At 58.1% G+C, this 19,266-nt stretch carries 19 protein-coding genes; 10 read left to right on the forward strand and 9 right to left on the reverse strand.

Annotated features, from left to right (window positions below):
* Positions 1–104: 104 nt before the first annotated feature.
* The 4 genes from CAMM_RS10975 to otsB are packed head-to-tail and all read left to right on the forward strand — an operon-like array spanning position 105 to position 3,373.
* Entirely contained in the window at positions 105–458 is a 354-nt protein-coding gene (locus tag CAMM_RS10975) for a hypothetical protein (protein ID WP_040355540.1), read from the forward strand.
* 45 nt (positions 459–503) lie between these two features.
* On the forward strand, positions 504–1,985 hold the full coding sequence (locus CAMM_RS10980) for an alpha,alpha-trehalose-phosphate synthase (UDP-forming) (protein WP_003847608.1): 1,482 nt from the start codon (positions 504–506) through the stop codon (positions 1,983–1,985).
* A gap of 32 nt (positions 1,986–2,017) precedes the next feature.
* A complete protein-coding gene (locus CAMM_RS10985; protein ID WP_003847610.1) occupies positions 2,018–2,545 on the forward strand; it encodes a hypothetical protein in 528 nt (175 codons plus the stop codon).
* Positions 2,546–2,572: 27 nt separating this feature from the next.
* On the forward strand, positions 2,573–3,373 hold the full coding sequence (gene otsB, locus CAMM_RS10990; protein WP_003847612.1) for a trehalose-phosphatase: 801 nt from the start codon (positions 2,573–2,575) through the stop codon (positions 3,371–3,373).
* Here otsB and CAMM_RS10995 read toward each other — a convergent pair.
* Positions 3,315–4,469: a LacI family DNA-binding transcriptional regulator gene (locus tag CAMM_RS10995; RefSeq protein ID WP_050759864.1), complete on the reverse strand. Its 1,155-nt coding sequence runs from the start codon at positions 4,467–4,469 to the stop codon at positions 3,315–3,317. The two genes, otsB and CAMM_RS10995, sit on opposite strands and share 59 nt — an antisense overlap.
* A 147-nt stretch (positions 4,470–4,616) precedes the next feature.
* On the opposite strand from CAMM_RS10995, the gene CAMM_RS11000 reads away from it, so the two are divergent.
* The 4 genes from CAMM_RS11000 to CAMM_RS11015 are packed head-to-tail and all read left to right on the forward strand — an operon-like array spanning position 4,617 to position 8,199.
* Complete coding sequence (locus tag CAMM_RS11000; RefSeq protein WP_040355542.1) at positions 4,617–5,636, forward strand: metal ABC transporter solute-binding protein, Zn/Mn family; 1,020 nt, start codon at positions 4,617–4,619, stop codon at positions 5,634–5,636.
* 60 nt (positions 5,637–5,696) lie between these two features.
* Entirely contained in the window at positions 5,697–6,398 is a 702-nt protein-coding gene (locus tag CAMM_RS11005; protein WP_003847618.1) for a metal ABC transporter ATP-binding protein, read from the forward strand.
* Positions 6,398–7,366 (forward strand): metal ABC transporter permease, encoded by a 969-nt coding sequence (locus tag CAMM_RS11010; RefSeq protein WP_003847620.1) that lies wholly within the window; start codon positions 6,398–6,400, stop codon positions 7,364–7,366. The genes CAMM_RS11005 and CAMM_RS11010 overlap by 1 nt, the downstream gene beginning before the upstream one ends.
* An 11-nt stretch (positions 7,367–7,377) precedes the next feature.
* Positions 7,378–8,199 carry a CE1 family esterase gene (locus CAMM_RS11015; protein ID WP_003847622.1) on the forward strand — a complete coding sequence of 274 codons (822 nt, stop codon included), beginning with the start codon at positions 7,378–7,380 and terminating at the stop codon, positions 8,197–8,199.
* Here CAMM_RS11015 and CAMM_RS11020 read toward each other — a convergent pair.
* The 8 genes from CAMM_RS11020 to CAMM_RS11055 all read right to left on the reverse strand — a co-directional run bounded on the left by CAMM_RS11020 (position 8,196) and on the right by CAMM_RS11055 (position 16,752).
* Positions 8,196–9,317: an HNH endonuclease signature motif containing protein gene (locus CAMM_RS11020; protein WP_003847623.1), complete on the reverse strand. Its 1,122-nt coding sequence runs from the start codon at positions 9,315–9,317 to the stop codon at positions 8,196–8,198. The genes CAMM_RS11015 and CAMM_RS11020 overlap by 4 nt on opposite strands.
* A gap of 105 nt (positions 9,318–9,422) precedes the next feature.
* A complete protein-coding gene (gene rlmB / locus CAMM_RS11025; RefSeq protein WP_003847625.1) occupies positions 9,423–10,376 on the reverse strand; it encodes a 23S rRNA (guanosine(2251)-2'-O)-methyltransferase RlmB in 954 nt (317 codons plus the stop codon).
* A gap of 23 nt (positions 10,377–10,399) precedes the next feature.
* A complete protein-coding gene (gene cysS / locus CAMM_RS11030; protein WP_040355545.1) occupies positions 10,400–11,788 on the reverse strand; it encodes a cysteine--tRNA ligase in 1,389 nt (462 codons plus the stop codon).
* Between the two features lie 35 nt (positions 11,789–11,823).
* Positions 11,824–12,588, reverse strand: a complete 765-nt coding sequence (gene nagB, locus CAMM_RS11035; protein WP_003847628.1) for a glucosamine-6-phosphate deaminase — start codon at positions 12,586–12,588, stop codon at positions 11,824–11,826.
* Between the two features lie 99 nt (positions 12,589–12,687).
* Positions 12,688–14,817 (reverse strand): N-acetylglucosamine-specific PTS transporter subunit IIBC, encoded by a 2,130-nt coding sequence (gene nagE, locus CAMM_RS11040; RefSeq protein WP_003847630.1) that lies wholly within the window; start codon positions 14,815–14,817, stop codon positions 12,688–12,690.
* A gap of 143 nt (positions 14,818–14,960) precedes the next feature.
* A complete protein-coding gene (ispF, locus tag CAMM_RS11045) occupies positions 14,961–15,446 on the reverse strand; it encodes a 2-C-methyl-D-erythritol 2,4-cyclodiphosphate synthase (protein WP_003847632.1) in 486 nt (161 codons plus the stop codon).
* Between the two features lie 10 nt (positions 15,447–15,456).
* Positions 15,457–16,161, reverse strand: coding sequence for a 2-C-methyl-D-erythritol 4-phosphate cytidylyltransferase (ispD, locus tag CAMM_RS11050; protein ID WP_003847634.1), 705 nt, complete (start codon positions 16,159–16,161; stop codon positions 15,457–15,459).
* Between the two features lie 3 nt (positions 16,162–16,164).
* Positions 16,165–16,752, reverse strand: coding sequence for a CarD family transcriptional regulator (locus CAMM_RS11055; RefSeq protein WP_003847636.1), 588 nt, complete (start codon positions 16,750–16,752; stop codon positions 16,165–16,167).
* Between the two features lie 413 nt (positions 16,753–17,165).
* Here CAMM_RS11055 and CAMM_RS11060 point away from each other — a divergent pair, with 413 nt between their 5' ends.
* Positions 17,166–17,732: a hypothetical protein gene (locus CAMM_RS11060; protein WP_003847638.1), complete on the forward strand. Its 567-nt coding sequence runs from the start codon at positions 17,166–17,168 to the stop codon at positions 17,730–17,732.
* A gap of 117 nt (positions 17,733–17,849) precedes the next feature.
* Positions 17,850–19,241: a DNA repair protein RadA gene (radA, locus tag CAMM_RS11065; RefSeq protein WP_040355550.1), complete on the forward strand. Its 1,392-nt coding sequence runs from the start codon at positions 17,850–17,852 to the stop codon at positions 19,239–19,241.
* Positions 19,242–19,266: the final 25 nt, after the last annotated feature.

The following is a 19,266-nucleotide window of genomic DNA, read 5'->3' on the forward strand; positions in this document are numbered from 1 at the left end:
GGCCTCACGAGGCCAAATGCGGTAGAATATACGGTCTGTACCCTACTTACGGTCAAATATCATCTTTCCTGGCCCAGCCCAGGGAAAGCATTTAGGAGGAACACGTGCCACCAAAGGTCACTGACACACAGCCAGCAGCGGAGCAGATGCATGCTGTGGAGGAAGAGACCGCGCGCTCAGCTCGCCGCGTCGTCGCAACTTATGCTCAAGATTTCTTGGACGGCGTTACTTTGATGTCCATGTTGGGCGTCGAACCAGAAGGTCTGGTTCACCGCAAGGTCTTGGCTGAGCAGGTAGATGCCGAGCCTAAGACCACCCGCAAGAAGGCGACGAAGAAGGCTACGAAAAAGACTCCTGCGAAAAAGGCCACCAAGAAAACAGCGGCGAAAAAAGCTACCAAGAAGACCGCTGCTAAAAAGGCCACGAAGAAAACCACAGCGAAGAAGACTTCTAACTAATTTCATTTCATCCAGCACATGCCACCTTGAGGAGCCTTTGAGCACATGAGCGAGACCGCCACGGGCGCTGAAGCCACTGGTACTACAGCTGCTGGCAATAACAGTTTTGTTGTCGTTGCCAACCGGCTACCCGTCGACATGATTTTGGAACCCGACGGCACCAAGTCCTGGCAGGAATCCCCAGGTGGTTTGGTATCTGCGCTCTCCCCAGTCCTGGAAAAACACCAGGGCTGCTGGGTTGGCTGGCCAGGCGTTGCTGATGAAGCCCCGGAGCCTTTTCGCACCGAACGCGGAGTCCTGCTGCACCCAGTAGAGCTAACGCACTATGACTACGAAGAGTTCTACGAAGGCTTTTCTAATGCCACACTGTGGCCGCTGTACCACAATTTGATTGTCACCCCAGAGTTCAATCGTTCCTGGTGGGATGCCTACCGCGACGTGAACCTGCGCTTTGCCACCGAGGTGGCAACGGTGGCAGCGCCCAATGCCACCGTGTGGGTCCAGGACTATCAGCTGCAGCTGGTGCCGGGAATTTTGCGCCAGATACGCCCCGATCTCACCATCGGGTTCTTCCTGCACATCCCGTTCCCGCCGTCGGAAATCTATCGCCAGCTCCCGTGGCGCGATGAAATCCTGCGCGGGCTACTCGATGCCGACCTCATTGGCTTTCATCTGGAAGCCAATGTTCGCAACTTCGTTGAATTGTGCCGCGCCTATGACTTGGAAGTCAGCGGAGAGATCAAGATTCGGGAAGCCGGCATCACCATCACCGCAGCCAATGGGCACGAAATCGGGGTGGGCGTCTTTCCCATCTCCATTGACACTTCGGCTATCGCCGCGACGCTAGCCGCAAACTCCCACCACGAAGCGCACGAAGAGCTCGAGCAGATTCACCGCGACATGGGCTCGCCGTCCACGGTCTTTTTAGGCGTAGACCGCTTGGATTACACCAAGGGCATCTTGCAGCGACTGCTAGCTTTTGAAGAACTCCTTGATTCTGGAGCCCTCGACCCGTCTGAGGTTGCGTTGGTGCAGTTAGCAACGCCGTCGCGAGAGCGCATCGATAGCTATCGCATTACCCGGTCCAAGGTGGAAGAAGCCGTCGGCCGCATCAATGGTCGCTTCGCACAAATTGGCCGCCCAGTGGTGCACTACCAGCACCGTTCGGTAACCAAAGACGTCTTGCTGCGCTACTACCGCTTGGCAGATATCATGCTGGTCACGCCATTTCGCGATGGTATGAACTTGGTCGCCAAAGAATTTGTGGCCACCCGCGCGGACTCGTCCGGTGCCTTGGTGCTGTCAGAATTCGCCGGCGCCGCGGATGAGTTGGACCAAGCGCATCTGTGCAATCCCTTTGATATCGAAGACATCAAAAAGGCCATGCTGCAGGCAACGTGGGGCTTAGATGATAATCCGGAGGCGATGAAAGAGCGCATGTCCGCGATGTATAACCAGGTCATTGAGCATGATGTTGACCTGTGGGCGAATTCCTTTTTAGGAGCCTTGGATAAATCACGCCCGTAATGAACTCGCCGATCAATTGTGTAAGTAGATCCATGAAAAAATTCCTCGCCCCCAGCCTCGCCGCAGCAGTGCTTTTAGCAGGTTGCAGCACCCCAGATGATGCCCCGCCGCAGCCGCTTGGCGATGACCGCGTGGGCGGAAAAACCTGGCAAGCCATTGGGATATACACCTCCCCGGAATCTAACGGTGCGATATCGGAAAACACGGTGTCTGTGCCGCGGGTGGTCTTCGGGGAAACGTCCATGATTGGCTCGACCGGGTGCGAGCAATTTAACGCCCAGGTCAGCTACTTTAGCGATGATGCGGAGGCCGGCGATGACGCTGCAGCCGAGCTACGTAAGGCCGATTCCGTGCGTATTGACTCGATTGTCTATGACACCGAAGGCGAGACCGGGAGTGTGGAATGCACCGGGGAGATGCTGTGGGCGCATAATAATCTCTCGCGGTTATATGCCGAAGGCAATGCCTTTGACATCGAGGTTGACACCAATAACCAGCTGATTTTAACGCTGCAAGATGACGTGGTGGATTCCCCCGCCATTCGCTATATCGGGCTCTAATCTGGGTGCATGGGTAATCTAGTACCCATGTCTGACTTCCCCATTGATTTTCGTGAATCGGCGAAGGCCGAAGAACTCATCGACAAGCTGGCGAGCACCCCTCGTTTGTTTGTCATCTCTGATTATGATGGCACGCTAGCCCACCACTCCACCGATATCTACGGCGTGGAGGTCAACCACGATTCGATCGATGCGCTCGGCGCTTTTGCCCAGCTGCCCGATACGTTCGCAGCCGCGCTCTCGGGACGGCATTTAGATGGCTTAAAGCAGGTCTTTCCGCTGCGCGACCCGGTGATGCTCGGCGGCTCTCACGGCGCGGAGACTGAAGGGGAAGAAACACCTTTCGATGAAGATATGCAGCGCTTCCTCGAGCGCGTCGGCGGTGAGCTGGAAGCTATCGCGGCCGATTATGAGGGGGTGTTCGTTGAGTCCAAGCCTTTCCACCGTGGCCTGCACGTCAAGGCTTTGGCGGAGCGTAACCCGCAGCAAGCTGAAGAGGCACTCGAGCGCGGTCGCGCCGTCGATCCCGGCGAGTATTTCCTGACCGAAGGCAAAAACATCGTGGAATTTTCTGCGACCACCGCTACCAAGGGCAAGTGGATTGACGCCGAGCGCCAAGCTGTCGATGCCACCGCCGTGGTCTTTTTAGGCGATGACGTCACCGACGAGCAGGGCTTCGACGTGCTGAACCAACCGACGGATCTCGGGGTCAAAGTCGGCGCTGGCGCAACCGCTGCCTACCTGCGCGTGGCCGATATTGATGAGGTCGCTACCTTCTTGCAGGCTTTGCTGACAGCGCGTCAGAATTTCCTCGCGGCGCGGCAATAGTATCCCCGGGAGAAAATTCCGTGTCTAAGAGCACGCGCAGTGGCGAGCCGTCGTCGGCGGTGGGATAGGCAGTGTTGGCCACGGTGGCATCGATAAGCTCGGCGAGCATCCGCCCGGCCTCGGCGCCTTTGTCAAAATTGGGCTGGCGAATAGTGCTCAAACCGCGCAGCCGGGCGGATTCAATGCCGTCGAAACCAGTCACCGACAGCTGTTCGGGAATGCTGATTCCGTGAGATTCCGCGTAGTCCATGACACCCAGCGCCATGGAGTCCGTTGTGCACAGCACGGCGGTCAACTCCGGATTATTGCTCAGCAATTCTTCGGCCGCTTCCCGCGCCGTATCACGGTTGTTAATATGCCGGGTGACCACGGGAATCTCATCAGCATCAATGCCGGCATCAGCGAAAGTCTTCAGCGCACCTTGCACACGCAAACGCTGCGTATCGAACTCCGCCGCAGCGAGGTTGTCCCGGTCCACAGCGCCATCCAAACGCTCGTGGCGCAGGCGGATGGACAGGATGCCGACGGTGGTGTGCCCGGCATCGACAAGCGCTTGTGCGGCGGGGGCAATGGCGGCGAAATCGTCGATGCCCACGAAAGGCTGACCGGTATCGCGCGGCTGGTCACAGACCACCACGGGCAAGCCCCGGGCGGTGGCAGCGGCCAAGTAGGGATCATCATCACCGACGGAATAGACCACGAAACCATCCACCACCGCTCGGCCTAAAAGCTCCGCGGCTCCGGTATCTTCGGCCGTGTCCGGGCCTGCGGGAATCAGCGTCAGGGTGCTATTTTTGCCTGCCAGCCCTTGCGCCATTCCGGCGAGAAAGTCCACGGAGGCGGCGTCTTCAAAGGCGTACGACAAATCTTCCGTCAGCACCACGCCAATCGAGCCCACCCGCCGGGTGCGCAAGCTGCGTGCCATCGGGTCTGGCCCTGAGTAACCATGCGCTGCGGCGGCGGCCAGGATGCGCTCGCGCAGCGCCGGCGAGAGCTGGTCTGGGCGATTATATGCATTGGAAACAGTGGTTCGGGAGACTCTTAATTCTGCTGCCAGCGAAGCTAAAGTCTTACGAACGGGACTGCGTTTTACCATGTCTTTAAGCTTACCGTCGGGCTTTTGTTTTCTTCCACGGGGAATGATGTCTGTGGTTTGCCGGTTGTACTAACTGGTTAAACCCTAAAGCCATTTTCATTTCATTTTCAGTTGACAATTGTTTTCAATAAGGCGATTATAGACATCATGCACTTCGACACCTCCCGCCCATTTTTCCGTCCGCGACGCGCGCAACGTGTGGCTTTAGCTGCGATGAGCGTTGGCGCCCTGGCTTTTGTCTCCGCCTGCTCAACGGCATCTTCGGATGAAGCAGCCGACTCCGATACGTTAAATATCGTCGCCTCTACTTCGATTTGGGGCGATGTCGCACAGGCTGTCGCGGATTCGACCGACGGCGTGGATATCGAAGTCACCTCTTTGGTGGAGGGCAATAACATGGACCCGCACCACTTTGAGCCTTCTGCCGCGGACATGGCGCGCGCACATGAAGCAGATGTCGTCGTGGTCGGCGGCGGTGGATATGATGCTTGGCTTTACTCTGCGCTCGATGATCAGGACAAGATCATCCACTCGCTTCCGCTGACCACCCACGACCATGACCATGGCGACGAGCACGACGACGAGGCTCACGGGCATGAAGCTCACGAGCACGTGGCTCATGCGCACGATCACGGCGAGGAGGGACACTCCCACGAGGTCGAATCCATCGATGGCAACGAGCACATTTGGTACGACCCCACCGCGGTGATGGAAGTCGCCCACGAGATTGCAGAGCACATCAACGACGTCGCCCCAGCAGCCAACGCCAGCGATGAAGAAGTCGTCAACCAGGTCTCTGGGCTGGATTCGCGGCTGCACGAGCTGGGGAAGAAAAACTACGTGCAGTCCGAGCCGATTGCTGATTACCTCCTCGCGCACACCGAGATGGAGGATCTGACCCCCGAGGGTTACCGCCACGCCAGCTTGAGCCACGGGGAGCCAGCAGCCGCTGATTTAGCTGCGCTTATCGATGAACTTAAATCCGGCAACGTCGATGTCCTGATTTACAATCCGCAAACTCAAACCGATATGACCACCCGGATTCGCACCACTGCGGAAGATGAAGGCATCGACGTGGTAGAAATCGGTGAAACTCCCCCGGATCATCAAAACTTCTTCGAATACTTTGACGAAGTAGTCTCCAGCCTTGAGGCGCTCGACGCTTAGTTTTTGGAAAAATACACGTAAGATGGTCTGGTTTGCGCCTTCGTCCTCAATGGGAGTTTGATGTTAGTTTCGTTCAACCAAGCAGCCGTGGATCCCTTGTGGTCAGGGTTGGACTTGGAGATTCACCCCGGCGAGTTCCTCGCGGTTCTAGGGCCTAATGGCGTCGGAAAATCCACGCTCTTGGGCACTATTTTAAAAACTCGTCAGCTCACCGGCGGCAGCCTCGATGTCAATGCGCGCATCGGGTATATCCCACAGCAACGCATGTTTCCCCAGCAGCTTCCGCTGCGCGCACGGGATCTGGTGTCGTTGAGTTTGGCACACGGGGTCATCGGAAAGCGAAGCCCATCGAAGCACAAAGTCAATGCACTTCTTGCTGAGGTCGGCGCGGAAGGAATCGCCGATCGTCGTGTGGGTCAGCTATCCGGCGGGCAGCAACAGTTGGTGCGCCAAGCACAAGCGTTGGCGAATAACCCGCAATTAATTTTGGCCGATGAGCCGCTGTTGTCTTTGGATCCGGCACGGCAGGCGGAGACCATCGATAGGCTGCAGCGCTGGCGCCACGACAAGGGCACCGCCACCATCTTTGTCACCCACGGTATTAACCCGGTATTAGACGTAGTCTCCCGCGTGCTGTATCTCGCGCCGCACGGGCATGTGCTCGGCACGGTCGAAGAAGTCATGCGCACCGAGGTGCTATCGGAGCTATACGGCGCCCACGTCAACGTTTTACATGTCGATGGAAGGATCATTGTCGCCTAATGGATCTGCAGACTTTCTTCGAAGACACCAACTACCTGCTGTCCGTGGACTTTGTGCAACAAGCACTCATTGCCTGTGCTTTGCTGGGCGTACTTTCTGGCGTGATGACGCCGTTGGTGGTCCTGCGGCAGATGTCCTTTTCGGTGCACGCCACCTCGGAGCTGGCGTTGATGGGTGCGTCGGCGGCGTTGCTTTTCGGCCTGAATATCGGCCTGGGCGCTATCGCCGGTGCTATCGGTGCCGCCATCGTGCTGGCGGTATTAGGTTTCCGGGGACAACAAGACAGCGCCATCGGCGTGGTGATGAGCTTCGGCTTGGGCTTATCCGTGCTGTTCATCCACCTCTACCCCGGCAACCCCACCGCCGCGATGTCGCTGTTGACCGGGCAGATTGTGGGCATTTCGGGTTCCTCGCTGTGGTTGTTGATGCGAACCACCATCATCGTGGTCGGCGCGGTCTTTTTCTTTTGGCGGCCGATGCTGTTTGCCTCCGCTGACCCCGTCATGGCGCAGGCCGCGGGCATCCCGGTGCGCGTTATCTCGGTGATTTTTGCCGTTCTGGTCGGGCTTGCGGCGGCGCAATCCGTGCAGATTGTCGGCGCCCTGTTGGTCATGGCGCTGCTGATTACCCCGGGCGCGGCGGCGGTGCAGCTAACATCCTCGCCGCTGAAATCAGTGGTGTTATCGGTCATTTTCGCCGAAGTAGCCGCCGTGGGCGGGTTGATTTTATCGCTGGCTCCAGGACTGCCGGTCTCCGTGTTTGTCACCACCATTTCTTTTGTTATTTATTTGATTTGTCGCGGCATCGCGATGGTGCACAATCGCCGGGCGGTGCGCGATGATATCGCGGCCAAACGCGAGAGCACGCAATTTCGCGCGGCTGTCTCTCCGCAGCTTAATAACGCCAACCCGGCGGAAGTTCATCACACGAGCGTGCACGATGAACACTGCGATCATGATGACGATTAAGCTTGAAACGTATGGAACAACGCCGGATTACTTTCCAAGACACTGAACGCCGCTACGTCCTCGTCCCGCCGGAAAACCCCGAGCCGGCGCCGCAGGATTTATTGCTGGTCTTTCACGGCTCGTTGCAATCGCCCAATGTCATCCGGCGCTTTACAGATTTCACTTTTGATGACCTAGCCAGCTGCAACACGATTGTGGCTTATCCCGGCGGCATTAAAAACCACTTCAATGACGCCCGCAAGCACCTGCCGGAGAAAACCCGCGAGCTGGGCACCGATGATGTGGGATTTACGCACGCTATCATCGATGAGCTGCGCAAGGAATACACTATCGGCCGCATCTTTGCCTGCGGATATTCCAATGGCGGGCAGATGGTGTTGCGCTTGCTTTTCGATGCCCCCGGGCTTCTTTCCGGCGCCGCCGTCTTCGCCGCGACCTTGGCTGCGGGTGAGAACCTCGCACCGACTAATCCGGTAGAGCTATATCAGCCCACCCCACTTCTGATGATTCACGGCACCTTGGATGACAAAGCTCCCTATGAAGGTGGCACGGCTGGTATCCACGTCAGGCGCACGCGTGGTGAAGTGCTGTCTGCGCCAGCAACGGGCGCGTATTTTGCCGAGCGCAACGGCGCAGGGACGGCACACAGCACCAAGCCCTTCCCCGATGTCGAAATCACCACCTGGCCCGGCGAGAACCGCGTGGAGCTGTGGACAGTCCAAGACATGGGGCATGTGGTGCCCTCGGGCAAAGAGCTCGACCCGCGGTTGGGAAAGAACACGGATTCTTTCACCGCTGCCGAAGTCACAGCAGCTTTCTTTGAGTTGAGCTAGATCAGGTCCATCGCCCCCAGACGCGAGACCTGATGCGTATTCGTGCAGCTGTGCCCACCCGGTGAGGTATAGCGCACGCACCCGCGGTGCCGGTTCATGCGCCCGCGACTTGGTGCTCCCGCGCCCCGTGAGCGGGAACTGCGTGGGTCATCGTCGTTGACGCCATTGTGATAGCGACACAACGTCGTCAGATTCGCAGGCGTGGTGTGCCCGCCGTGTTTGTGAGCATCAATATGGTGCACCTGGCACCTATCGGCCGGGACATTGCAGTCCGGCCACGGGCACACCAGGTTTTCTGCCTTCGCCAGCAGGCGATGTTTAAAAGACGCAAACCGTGCCTCATACAGGTTCACCGGCCCTTTGGTGGGATGGAAAAGCCCGGCGTAGAGCTTTTCTCCAAGGGCGTCGGTCAAGGCGGCATCGACAAGCTCTTGCCCTGTCATGGTGGTGCCGTCGGAGAGGCCGACGGTGATGTCATCGACAAGCCCTGCGGATATTTTGGCGACATCATCCAACCCAATAGCTATCACGGTGCTATAGGTAGGCCGAAAGGTCCCGCCGCGCTGCAAACGCGTCCGCAATGCGTGGAGCAAACCTTCCCGGCGCGGAGTTTCGGGGGATTGCTGCTGGGCGATGGTGTCGAGGGATTTTTCCAAATCCATAATCTCGCGCTCGGTATCGGTTATGACCATCGTGCGCATGCCCATCTTGGTCGTGCCAACCGTCACTCCGGGCACCGGCGGCTTGGGCGGCTTTAATTCTTTCACCCGGGCGAGGCCGAGCGCGCGAATGTCATCGACGCTGCCTTCGTGCGCGATAAGCTCCGCCCGCAGCTTCCAGGACTGCCCGCGGTGGGATTTTAGCTGCTTGGCGTAAAATTCGATCGCGAGTACGCGGTCTAAGGACAGACCGCGGGATTCGGCTAGTGCGATGGCGTCTTGTTGTTTGCGCGGGGAATCGGTCGGGCCGAAATACACCTTGGCGGTGTTGATGATGTTTTTGGCGGTTTTTAGCTCCATGCCAAAGCCCACGATGTCATGCGGCGACTGCGATGCAAAAAGACGCAACAGCTGCATACCGTGGCTGTTGATGAAAGCAAAGGCTGCTGTAAGGTCCATAACTTTGACGCTATGGCAGCCGGTGCACCTAGGCCAGCACAAGCTGGCAGGCCTGTGGATAACTCCGCTGACACCTCAACAACAAGCGGTAGTTATCCACATATTCTAGGATTCGTTGGCGACGCGGCGCTGGCGGGCGAACTCGGAGAGCACGGCGCCGGCAGCCACGGAGGCGTTGAGGGATTCCACCCAGCTGGTCATCGGGATAGACATGATGACATCGCAGTTTTCGCGGACCAAGCGCGAGATGCCCTTGCCCTCGGAACCGATGACAATAACGACGGGGTCTTTGCCGCCCTTGTAGGTATCCAAGGTGTGCTCGCCGCCGGCGTCGAGGCCGACGACCTGGTAGCCGTTTTTCTGGAATTCCTGCACGGTGCGGGTCATGTTGGTCTCGCGCGCTACCGGCAGGCGTGCTGCGGTGCCGGCGGAAGTGCGCCATGCCACTGCGGTCACGGAAGCCGAGCGACGCTCGGGGATGATGACGCCATCGCCACCGAAGGCCGCGACGGAGCGGATAACCGCGCCCAGGTTACGTGGGTCGGTGATGTTGTCCAAGATGACGAACATGCCGGGCTCTTGCTTCTTCGCGGCCTCGGCGATGAGGTCGTGGACATCGGCGTACTTGTACGGCGGGATTTGCAAGCCGATGCCTTGGTGCATGCCATTGCCGGTCATCTGGTCCATGACGTGGCGCTGGACTTCCAAAATGGGCAGGTTGCGGGCATTGGCGATGGCTACTGCTTCCGCCAGGCGCTCATCGCTGCGGGTTCCCTGCGCAATATACAGGTTGGTGGCCGGAACCTTGGCGTGCAGGCATTCGATAACGGGGTTGCGTCCCACAACCATCTCCGCGGTTTCTTTTTCATGCCGACCCGAATCGCGGCGCTGACGGTGCAGCTTCGCCTTGTGCTTGGCGTGGTAAACGCGGTCTTCTGCCTTCGGGGTTGGGCCTTTGCCTTCTAGGCCTTTGCGGCGCTGGCCGCCGGTGCCTTTAACAGCACCTTTTTTATTCGTTTTACGGGGGCCTGCGCCGCCGCGGCCGTGGGTACGTGCCATAAGTATTTCTCCTTCAAAGTGGTTTAATTAAGCGACCACGTGGCGCCATCAGCAGAATCTGTCACAGTAATTCCTGCTTGTGCCAGACGATCGCGGACTTCATCAGCAACAGCCCAATTCTTTTCTGCACGAGCTTGCGCACGACGCTCCAGTTCAGCCTGAACTAAAACATCTAATGCATCCAACGCCGCCGAATCATCGGAGGCGCCCTCCGACCACTGATGACTCAATGGGTCGAAACCTAAGATTTCCGCCATGCGGCGAACTGATTCTGCAAGTGTGCGTGCAGTGTCTTCATCGGAAGCAGACAGGGCCTTATTGCCCTCACGAACGGCAACATGGATTTCAGCTAGGGCCTTAGGAACTGAAAAATCATCATTCATGGCTTTTTCAAAACCGTCGGTCCACTCACCAAGAGCCACATCGTCAAAGCGTGCCAGAAACTCCTCAATGCGACGGTAGCCTGCGGCTGCCTCGGTCAACGCACCTTCGGAGTACTCAAGAACAGAGCGATAATGTGCAGACCCAAGATAATAGCGCAATTCCTGCGGACGAACTATATCGAGCAAATTATCCACGGCTAAGACGTTGCCCAATGACTTCGACATTTTCTCACCAGCCATGGTCACCCAGTGGTTGTGCATCCAGATATTGGCGAAACCATCGCCGGCAGCATGCGACTGGGCAATTTCATTCTCGTGGTGTGGGAACTGCAGATCCAGTCCGCCGCCGTGGATGTCAAAGCTCGAACCCAGGTAGTAGGTGGACATCGCCGAGCACTCGAGGTGCCAGCCCGGGCGGCCGGCACCCCACGGGGTTGGCCAGGAGGGCTCGCCGGGTTTCGCAGCTTTCCACAGGGCAAAGTCTTGCGGGCTTCGCTTTCCGATGACATCCGTTTCGCCCTGCTCCATATCCTCAACTCGGTTGCCGGAAAGTGAGCCATAATCGGAGCCTTCGGCGTTGACCCAGGCGGCGACGTCAAAATACACGGAGCCTTCCGAGGCGTAGGCGAAGCCGCGGTCAATCAAGCGTTGCATGTATTCGACCATTTGCGGCACAAAGCCGGTCGCGCGCGGTTCCACGGACGGCGGCAGCACGCCGAGGGTGTTATAGGCCTTGGTAAATTCGCGCTCGTAAGTAGACACCCACTCCCACCACGGGCGGTTATGTTCTGCTGCTTTATTTAAGATCTTGTCATCAATGTCGGTGACATTGCGAACAAAAGCTACGTCTAGCCCCTGGGCCATCAGCCAGCGGCGCACGATATCAAAGGCCACGCCGGAACGCAGGTGGCCGATGTGCGGCTTGGCTTGTGGGGTGGCACCACACAAATAGATCGAAGCATGGCCGGGAGTAATTGGCTCAAAATCGCGCAACGAACGGGTGGCGGTGTCAAAAATACGTAGGTTCACCTGTCCCAGTCTACCGCCCACCGCCGCAGGCACAATTAGGCCGGTTTGTGCTGCTGAATGAACTTATAATAATCCACATTGTGCAACTTGCTGGCTGCAGCTTCGTCGACGATCACGGTGGCATGCGGGTGGATCTGCAACACCGAGGCCGGGCAGGACGCGCTCAGCGGGCCTTCGACGAGTTGCGATACGGCGTGCGCTTTGTGCTCACCGGTGGCTAGAAGCACCAGCTGCCGGGCGCGCTGAATGGTGCCAAGGCCTTGGGTAACCACATGAATCGGGACTTCTTCGAGGGAGTCGAAAAATCGGGCGTTATCCGCCACAGTTTGCGGGTGCAGCGTCTTCATGCGGGTCAGCGAAGACAAGGAGCTGGCCGGCTCATTAAAGCCCACATGCCCGTTGGTTCCGATGCCGAGTAATTGGATGTCAATGCCGCCGGCATCGATGATGGCTTGCTCGTAGTCCGCGGCGGCGGCTGGAACGTCGTCGGCTAAGCCATTGGGGATGTGGACATCGGCGGGGTCGATATCGACGTGGTCGGAAAGCTCGTCGTGGATCACGCGGTAGTAGCTTTGCTCGTGGTCGATGGGCAGGCCGACATATTCATCGAGTGCGAACATTGTGCAGCCAGCGAAGCTGACCTCGCCAGCTTTATAGCGGCGGATCAGTTCGTGGTAGGTCAGAAGCGGTGTCGATCCGGTAGCCACGCCCAAGACGCCACCGTCTTGCGCGTAGCCCTGAAAAATATCCGCTGCCTTAACGGCTACCTCGTGCGGTGTGTCGCAGACGATGACTTCCATGTGTGCTGCCCCTCATTAAATTTCTGCGTGGTCGATATTGTGGCTGCGCGCCATTGTATAGCGCCCAGCCTGCAGGTAGTTAATGTAGATAGTGCCTATTTATTTCATAGCCACTTCGGCCGCGACGGAACCTAATCCTTGAGCCAGCGAAACAGCAGCTACTTGCTGCTTGGTCGGCATAACCACGGCAATGGTCAGATCCACACCGCGAGCGCGCAGCGCACGGGCATCCACGCGAATGACCGGCTGGCCGGCTTCAACGTGCTGGCCGGCTTCGACCAGGCGGGTAAATCCTTCGCCGTGCAGGTTGACGGTATCGAAGCCAATGTGGACTAAAACATCCAAGCCAGCGCTGGTGGTAATGGAAAAGGCGTGGTTGGTCTTAAACACCATCGACAATTGTCCGGAGGCAGGCGCGCACACATCAAAGACCGACGCGGTCTCCACAGGCACCAGCGCAAAACCCTCACCAACGGACTTGGAGGAAAAGGCTTCATCAGCCACATTCTCCAATGGAATCACGGTGCCCACGGTTGGTTTGGACAGCTCCACCGCGGTGGCCACACCAGTAGAAACCGGGGCGACATCCTGATCCAGCTCGGAGGCGGGCCGCTCGCCGATCAAATCCGCTTCAGCGCCAGATTGCGCAAGCAACCGGGCGACTTCGTCATAGACAAATTGCACTTTTGTGCCGACGATGACTTGAATAGATTGCTTCGTCGGCCGCACCAGGCTGGAGGCGGCGGCTTTGCGGATACGGGGTTCATCGACAAGCGATGCATCGTGGACGTGGGTACGCAGCCGCGTGGAGCAATAATCGATGGAATCAATATTGGCTTTGCCACCGAGGCCTTGAATGATCTCATTCGCGGTGTGGGTATTGGGATTATCGCCACCGCCGGCAGGTTTGGCGATGTCGGTGAAGGCATCGAAGTCTGCGCCCGCGTCGGCGTCGTCATCGTCTTCGCGCCCTGGGGTCTTGATGCTAAAGACGCCGATGAGGAAGTAGAAAATCCCGAGGTAGGCAAAGAAGTAAATAACACCCATGACCAGTAGCATCCACCACTGATTCGCCAGTGGGTTTTGCGAAGACAGCAGGAAGTCCACGGCACCGGCACTAAATCCGAAGCCGGCGGTCCAGCCCATCGCGGAGGCAATAGCCATAGAAATACCGGTCAAGATGGCGTGTACCAGATACAGCAAGGGAGCCAGGAACATGAAGGAAAATTCCAAAGGCTCGGTAACACCGGTAAAGAAGGAAGCTACAGCCGCAGCCATCATCAGCGCGCCGACCGCTTTACGACGCTTCGTCTTCGCCCGCAAGTAAATAGCCAAGGCGGCGCCGGGGAGGCCGAACATCATAATTGGGAAGAAACCTGCTTGGTATTGGCCGACCACGCCTAGGACCTCACAGGTGGTGCCGTCCCACACGCCGGGGCAGCTGAGTGCATCGGTTGCTGCTGCGGCGGCGTCGATGGTGGCGGGGCCTTCTTGGAATTTGCGGATGTCATCGATACCCATGACGTCGAACCAAAATACCGAGTTCAACGCGTGGTGCAGGCCCGTAGGAATTAATAGGCGGTTAGCAAAACCGTAAAGGCCAGCGCCGACGGCGCCGAGGCCTTGGATCCAGGCGCCGAAGGAAAAGAGCGCGGAGTAGACCAGCGGCCAGATGATGTACATGATGCCCGCGACCACGGCGGAGAAAATCGACGACAAAATGGGTACGAGGCGTCGGCCGGAGAAGAAGGCGAAGGCATCGGGAAGCTGCGTTTGATAAAAGCGGTTATAGATCCACGCGGCGAGAATGCCGATCATGATGCCGAATAACACGTTGCCGTAGCCAATGGCATCCCAGCCGGATTCTGCCCAGCGTAGGGCTTCATCGCCGGTTAATTCGGTGGGCTCAATTCCGCGGTAGCCGGCTATTGCCTCTGGGCCAATCAAGTTGACGAGCGTGGCAAAACCCACAAATCCTGCCAGGGCCGCGGCGCCGCTGTTATCTCTGGAGAGCCCATAAGCAATAGCGATGGCGAAGATAACACCTAAGTTATCCAACACCGCCGCGCCTGTTTTGAGCAGTAGGTCGCCGAAGATGACGGTGTTATCGCCGCCAACGGAGCTTATCCAATAACCAATGCCCATCATCAGGGCTGCCAGCGGCATGACTGCCACCGCGCCCATCAATGCTTTTCCGAGTCGCTGCAGCGGCTCCATGATTTTATCCATTGCGCCCGCGCCCTTTCTGGTGGTGTCAGGTTTCCAAGCTGGCGAGCAAACGTAATCTCGCTCACACTTTCACAGCTTGTTTTAACCTAACACGCCAGAGGTCTGCTGGCGATGGGTTTTTAAAACCTCAAGCCAAACTCAGGCTAAGCCATCCACACTACGGCGGTGGCAATCGCGGCGCGGCCTTCACCGCGACCAGTAAAGCCCATGTGGTCGGTGGTCGTCGCAGAGATCGATACCGGCGCGCCCAGAATCTCGCTTAAGACGCGCTGGGCTTCCTCGCGGCGCGGGCCCATCTTGGGGGTTTGCGCAATCAATTGGGCAGCGGCATTGCCGATGGTAAAGCCGTTGGCTTCTAGCAACTCGCGGCATTCTCGCAGCAAACGCTCGCCGGAGACATTGTCGTATTCTTTGCGGCCGACTCCCACGAACGAGCCGAGGTCGCCGAGGTTGGAGGCGGACAGGAGGGCATCGACAAGCGCATGCGATACAACGTCTCCATCGGAATGGCCTTCGCAGCCTGCATCGCCATCAAAGCGCAACCCGGCGATCCAGCACTCCTTGCCTTCTTCAATCTGGTGGGCATCAAAAGCTGTGCCTACGCGCGGGATAATCGGCTGGGAAGTCATGGGAACCTTTCTAGGATTGATCGTGGGCGAGCAAGGCATTAGCCAAGGTCAAGTCAATGGGAGTGGTGATTTTAAATGCCATCGCATCACCATCGACGGTAACTACGGACTGGCCGAACCATTCCATCAAGCTGGCATCATCGGTTGCGATAAATGTGCGCTCTTGGCTGGCGAAATACCGTTCATTGGCAGCGCGCAGGGTGGCAAGGTCGAAGGCTTGCGGGGTTTGCACCGCGCGCAATGTGGCGCGGTCTGGGGTATCGATAACTTGTGTGCCGTTGATGCGCTTGATGGTATCGGCGACTGGGAGCACTGGGATGGCTGCCGGGGCACCAGCGCGCACGGCGTCGACAACGCGCGCAATCATCGCGGGTGGGGTCAGTGCGCGGGCGGCGTCATGGACTAAGACGATGCCGTCGTCATCAGCAATCGACTGCAACCCGGCCCACACGGAATCTGCGCGCTCCTGGCTGCCGTGGACAAAGCGAACCTGCGCGGCCAAGCCTGCTGCCTCAAAGATGCTGCGTGCGTGGTCTTCCCTATCGGCCGCGACGACGACCGCGATGTCATCGACTGCCTGCGAGTCCAGCATCGCGCGCACCGAGCGCTCCACGAGCGTTTGGCCTTGTAGTTCCACGAAGGCTTTGGGCAAGGCAGCACCTAAACGAGTGCCCTGGCCGGCAGCTGCGACCAGGGCACTTACTCGACGAGCCACTCTTTAGTCCTCGTCGTCATCGAAGGAGAGATCATCCAGATCCGCATCATCATCGATGGAGGTAGAAATCGACTTATCTTCCACCAAGCCCGCGGCGCGGTGACGCTGAATGGTGGATTCAATCTCATCCATCATGGTGTCAGCCTTTTTCTCATCCACCGGTTGCGCCAAAGCCAGCTCACCGACGAGGATCTGACGCGCCTTGGCCAGCATGCGCTTTTCGCCCGCGGACAGACCGCGGTCCTGGTCGCGGCGCCACAGGTCACGCACGACCTCCGCAACCTTGTTAATATCGCCCGAAGCCAAACGCTCCTGGTTCGCCTTGTAACGACGAGACCAGTTGCCGGCCTCTTCCACATCAGTTTCACGGAGTACGGAGAAGACCTTTTCTAGGCCTTCTTTACCAACGACGTCGCGAACGCCGACCTGCTCAACGTTTTTGGAAGGCACGCGCACCACAAGGTCAGACTGATTAATCTGCAGCACGAGGTATTCCAGCATTTCTCCGCCCATTTCGCGGTGCTCGATGGCCTCAATCTTTGCAGCACCGTGGTGGGGATAAACGACAACCTCGCCGACCTTGAACTCCATTGCAGCTCCTTTAAAATAAAATTCCGTTGCATATGCACACGCGCGCACCACAATCTTTCATCCCCAGCCTGCCGACCGAGAGCCGACCGAGGGAGATACCAAAACTGCGCTATAGATGCACCTAGGACACACTCAGGTCATCAATTCTACCATGCAACCCGACCTCACGGCAGCGCGGGTGGTGGCATCCGCGCAGGCACTTTCCGCTGCGGTGGTGAGGAAAACGCCCGCATCGACAAGCAATGCACCGCTTGACGATGCCAAGATCACCCCCGAATTACCCCACGAATGCCCCCTAAATCGCCATTGTGAGCATCTCGACGGGAGGCAAACTGGGTATTATGTGACAAAAGGGACTAAGCTAGGGCGTTGATAACCCCCGTGATCTCAATCGATGGAGGACGCTCGACGTGATGTCCCTGAAGTCTGTTACCCGCAAGGGTGCCACCATTTCCGCCACTGCTATTGCCGCGCTGGCACTGGCATCTTGCTCTGCAGGCCAGATTACCCAGACCTCTAGCCAGGTAGCAGCTGTAGACGGTACCGAAGCAGAAAGCGAAGACGGCAATGTTGCGGTTCGCGACGTTACCATCCAGGTAGAGCCAGATTCGAGTGAAGCATCATTGAAATTCACCGCAGTCAACCAGGCTTATGCGGATGAAGAGATCACCTTAGAATCCATCTCCGTTGATGGCCAGGACGTCACCTTGCGTGGCTTGGAGCCGATGGAGCGCAACACCAGCATCGTTGGCAATTCCCAGGAGATGCTGGATTCGCATCCAGAGGCTAACAGCGACCGCATCCAGTATGTGGCCACCGAGCTGGACAATGATGATTACGGCATTGCCGGCTACCGTCCGGTGACCTTCACCTTCTCTAATGGCGATGTTGAGGTCAATGCCGCCATTGCCGCCCCGCAGATGGATGCTGGCGAAATGGACCGCGACGTTTCGAGCCCTGAAGGCTACGAAGCTAACTAATTCTTACGCTTAGTCCTTCACAGCGCCCTGCCCGGAAATCTTATTCCGAGCGGGGTGTTTTTGTATGTATGAGCGCTGCGAAAGTAGTGTCCCAGGCGTGGACTAGAGTGTGAAGACATGGCTAAAAAGCAACGTCCCGTCCACACGTGTTCTGAATGTGGATATGTCTCGCCGAAGTGGTTAGGGCGCTGCCCCGAGTGTGGTTCTTGGGGCACCTTACAGGAATCGATGCCGGCAACCGCCAGCGCGAATGTCGCGAGCGCCGCTATTTCCGGGCAGGTTTCCAAGGGTCTTACCCCTACTTCTCCGGCGCAGCCGATTTCCAAGGTTGCTAGCACCACCACGAAAGCGCTGAAGACCGGTATTGGGGAGCTCGACCGTGTGTTGGGCGATGGCATTATTCCCGGGTCTGTCGTGCTGATGGCAGGTGAACCTGGCGTGGGTAAATCCACGTTGTTGCTCGAAGTGGCGGCACGGTGGACGCAGGCTGAGAAGAATCCACGTACGGCATTGTATGTCACCGCAGAGGAATCCGTGGGTCAGGTGCGTACCCGTGCCGAGCGCACCAATGCGTTGCATGACACGTTGTATCTGGCGGCCGAGTCCAACTTGGATATTGTCTTTGGCCACGTGGAGCAGCTTAAACCCTCGCTGATCATCGTGGACTCGGTGCAAACCATGCACGCTTCCGGCGTGGAAGGGGTCGCTGGCGGCGTGGCGCAATCCCGTGCTGTCACCGCGGCGCTGACGACGTTGGCGAAGACGACCGGCATTCCCATCTTGCTGGTAGGACATGTGACCAAGGACGGCAATGTGGCCGGCCCGCGCGTGTTGGAACACCTGGTGGATGTGGTGTTGAACTTCGAAGGTGACCGCCAATCCAGCTTGCGCATGCTGCGCGGGATTAAAAACCGCTTCGGCGCCACGGATGAGGTGGGCTGTTTTGAACAAACCGCCGGCGGTATCCGGGAAGTTGCCGATCCTTCGGGGCTGTTTCTCTCCCACCGCGGCACGACCCCGGATGGCTCCGCGGTGACCGTGGCGATGGATGGCGTGCGCCCTATCCTCGCCGAGGTTCAATCCTTGACGGTGGATCCGGTGGGCAAAAATCCCCGCCGCGTGGTCACTGGCCTAGATAATAACCGGGTGCCCATGGTCCTAGCGGTGCTCCAAGCGCGCGCGAATGAGCGCACTAATGACAAGGATGCCTACGTGGCCACTGTCGGCGGCATGAAAATCACCGAGACGGCCACGGACTTAGCAGTCGCGCTTGCAACCTGGTCGTCTCTGCATGAAAAACCGCTGCCGTCTAAGACTGTTGTCATCGGTGAGGTGGGCCTGGCTGGGGAACTGCGGCGTGTGCCCAATATTGACCGGCGTCTAGGCGAGGCTGCGCGCTTAGGCTATACCCACGCTATTGTGCCCGCGGGAGTCCCGTCGGAAGTCACGGGCATGAAAGTCGCCTATGCCTCCACACTCGGCCAGGCTATCGCGATTATCAATAGCTAACCTCACATGAGAAACGCCCCGTGCA

The organism is Corynebacterium ammoniagenes DSM 20306, assembly GCF_001941425.1.
Lineage (GTDB): Bacteria > Actinomycetota > Actinomycetes > Mycobacteriales > Mycobacteriaceae > Corynebacterium > Corynebacterium ammoniagenes.

Excerpts from the sequence above, each read along its gene's own strand:
- CAMM_RS10980 (WP_003847608.1), top strand. The coding sequence starts at position 504 with ATGAGCGAGACCGCCACGGGCGCTGAAGCCACTGGTACTACAGCTGCT.
- CAMM_RS10985 (WP_003847610.1), top strand. The coding sequence starts at position 2,018 with ATGAAAAAATTCCTCGCCCCCAGCCTCGCCGCAGCAGTGCTTTTAGCA.
- otsB (WP_003847612.1), top strand. The coding sequence starts at position 2,573 with ATGTCTGACTTCCCCATTGATTTTCGTGAATCGGCGAAGGCCGAAGAA.
- CAMM_RS10995 (WP_050759864.1), bottom strand. The coding sequence starts at position 4,469 with ATGGTAAAACGCAGTCCCGTTCGTAAGACTTTAGCTTCGCTGGCAGCA.
- CAMM_RS11000 (WP_040355542.1), top strand. The coding sequence starts at position 4,617 with ATGCACTTCGACACCTCCCGCCCATTTTTCCGTCCGCGACGCGCGCAA.
- CAMM_RS11005 (WP_003847618.1), top strand. The coding sequence starts at position 5,697 with ATGTTAGTTTCGTTCAACCAAGCAGCCGTGGATCCCTTGTGGTCAGGG.
- CAMM_RS11010 (WP_003847620.1), top strand. The coding sequence starts at position 6,398 with ATGGATCTGCAGACTTTCTTCGAAGACACCAACTACCTGCTGTCCGTG.
- CAMM_RS11015 (WP_003847622.1), top strand. The coding sequence starts at position 7,378 with ATGGAACAACGCCGGATTACTTTCCAAGACACTGAACGCCGCTACGTC.
- CAMM_RS11020 (WP_003847623.1), bottom strand. The coding sequence starts at position 9,317 with ATGGACCTTACAGCAGCCTTTGCTTTCATCAACAGCCACGGTATGCAG.
- rlmB (WP_003847625.1), bottom strand. The coding sequence starts at position 10,376 with ATGGCACGTACCCACGGCCGCGGCGGCGCAGGCCCCCGTAAAACGAAT.
- nagB (WP_003847628.1), bottom strand. The coding sequence starts at position 12,588 with ATGGAAGTCATCGTCTGCGACACACCGCACGAGGTAGCCGTTAAGGCA.
- nagE (WP_003847630.1), bottom strand. The coding sequence starts at position 14,817 with ATGGATAAAATCATGGAGCCGCTGCAGCGACTCGGAAAAGCATTGATG.
- ispF (WP_003847632.1), bottom strand. The coding sequence starts at position 15,446 with ATGACTTCCCAGCCGATTATCCCGCGCGTAGGCACAGCTTTTGATGCC.
- CAMM_RS11055 (WP_003847636.1), bottom strand. The coding sequence starts at position 16,752 with ATGGAGTTCAAGGTCGGCGAGGTTGTCGTTTATCCCCACCACGGTGCT.
- CAMM_RS11060 (WP_003847638.1), top strand. The coding sequence starts at position 17,166 with ATGTCCCTGAAGTCTGTTACCCGCAAGGGTGCCACCATTTCCGCCACT.
- radA (WP_040355550.1), top strand. The coding sequence starts at position 17,850 with ATGGCTAAAAAGCAACGTCCCGTCCACACGTGTTCTGAATGTGGATAT.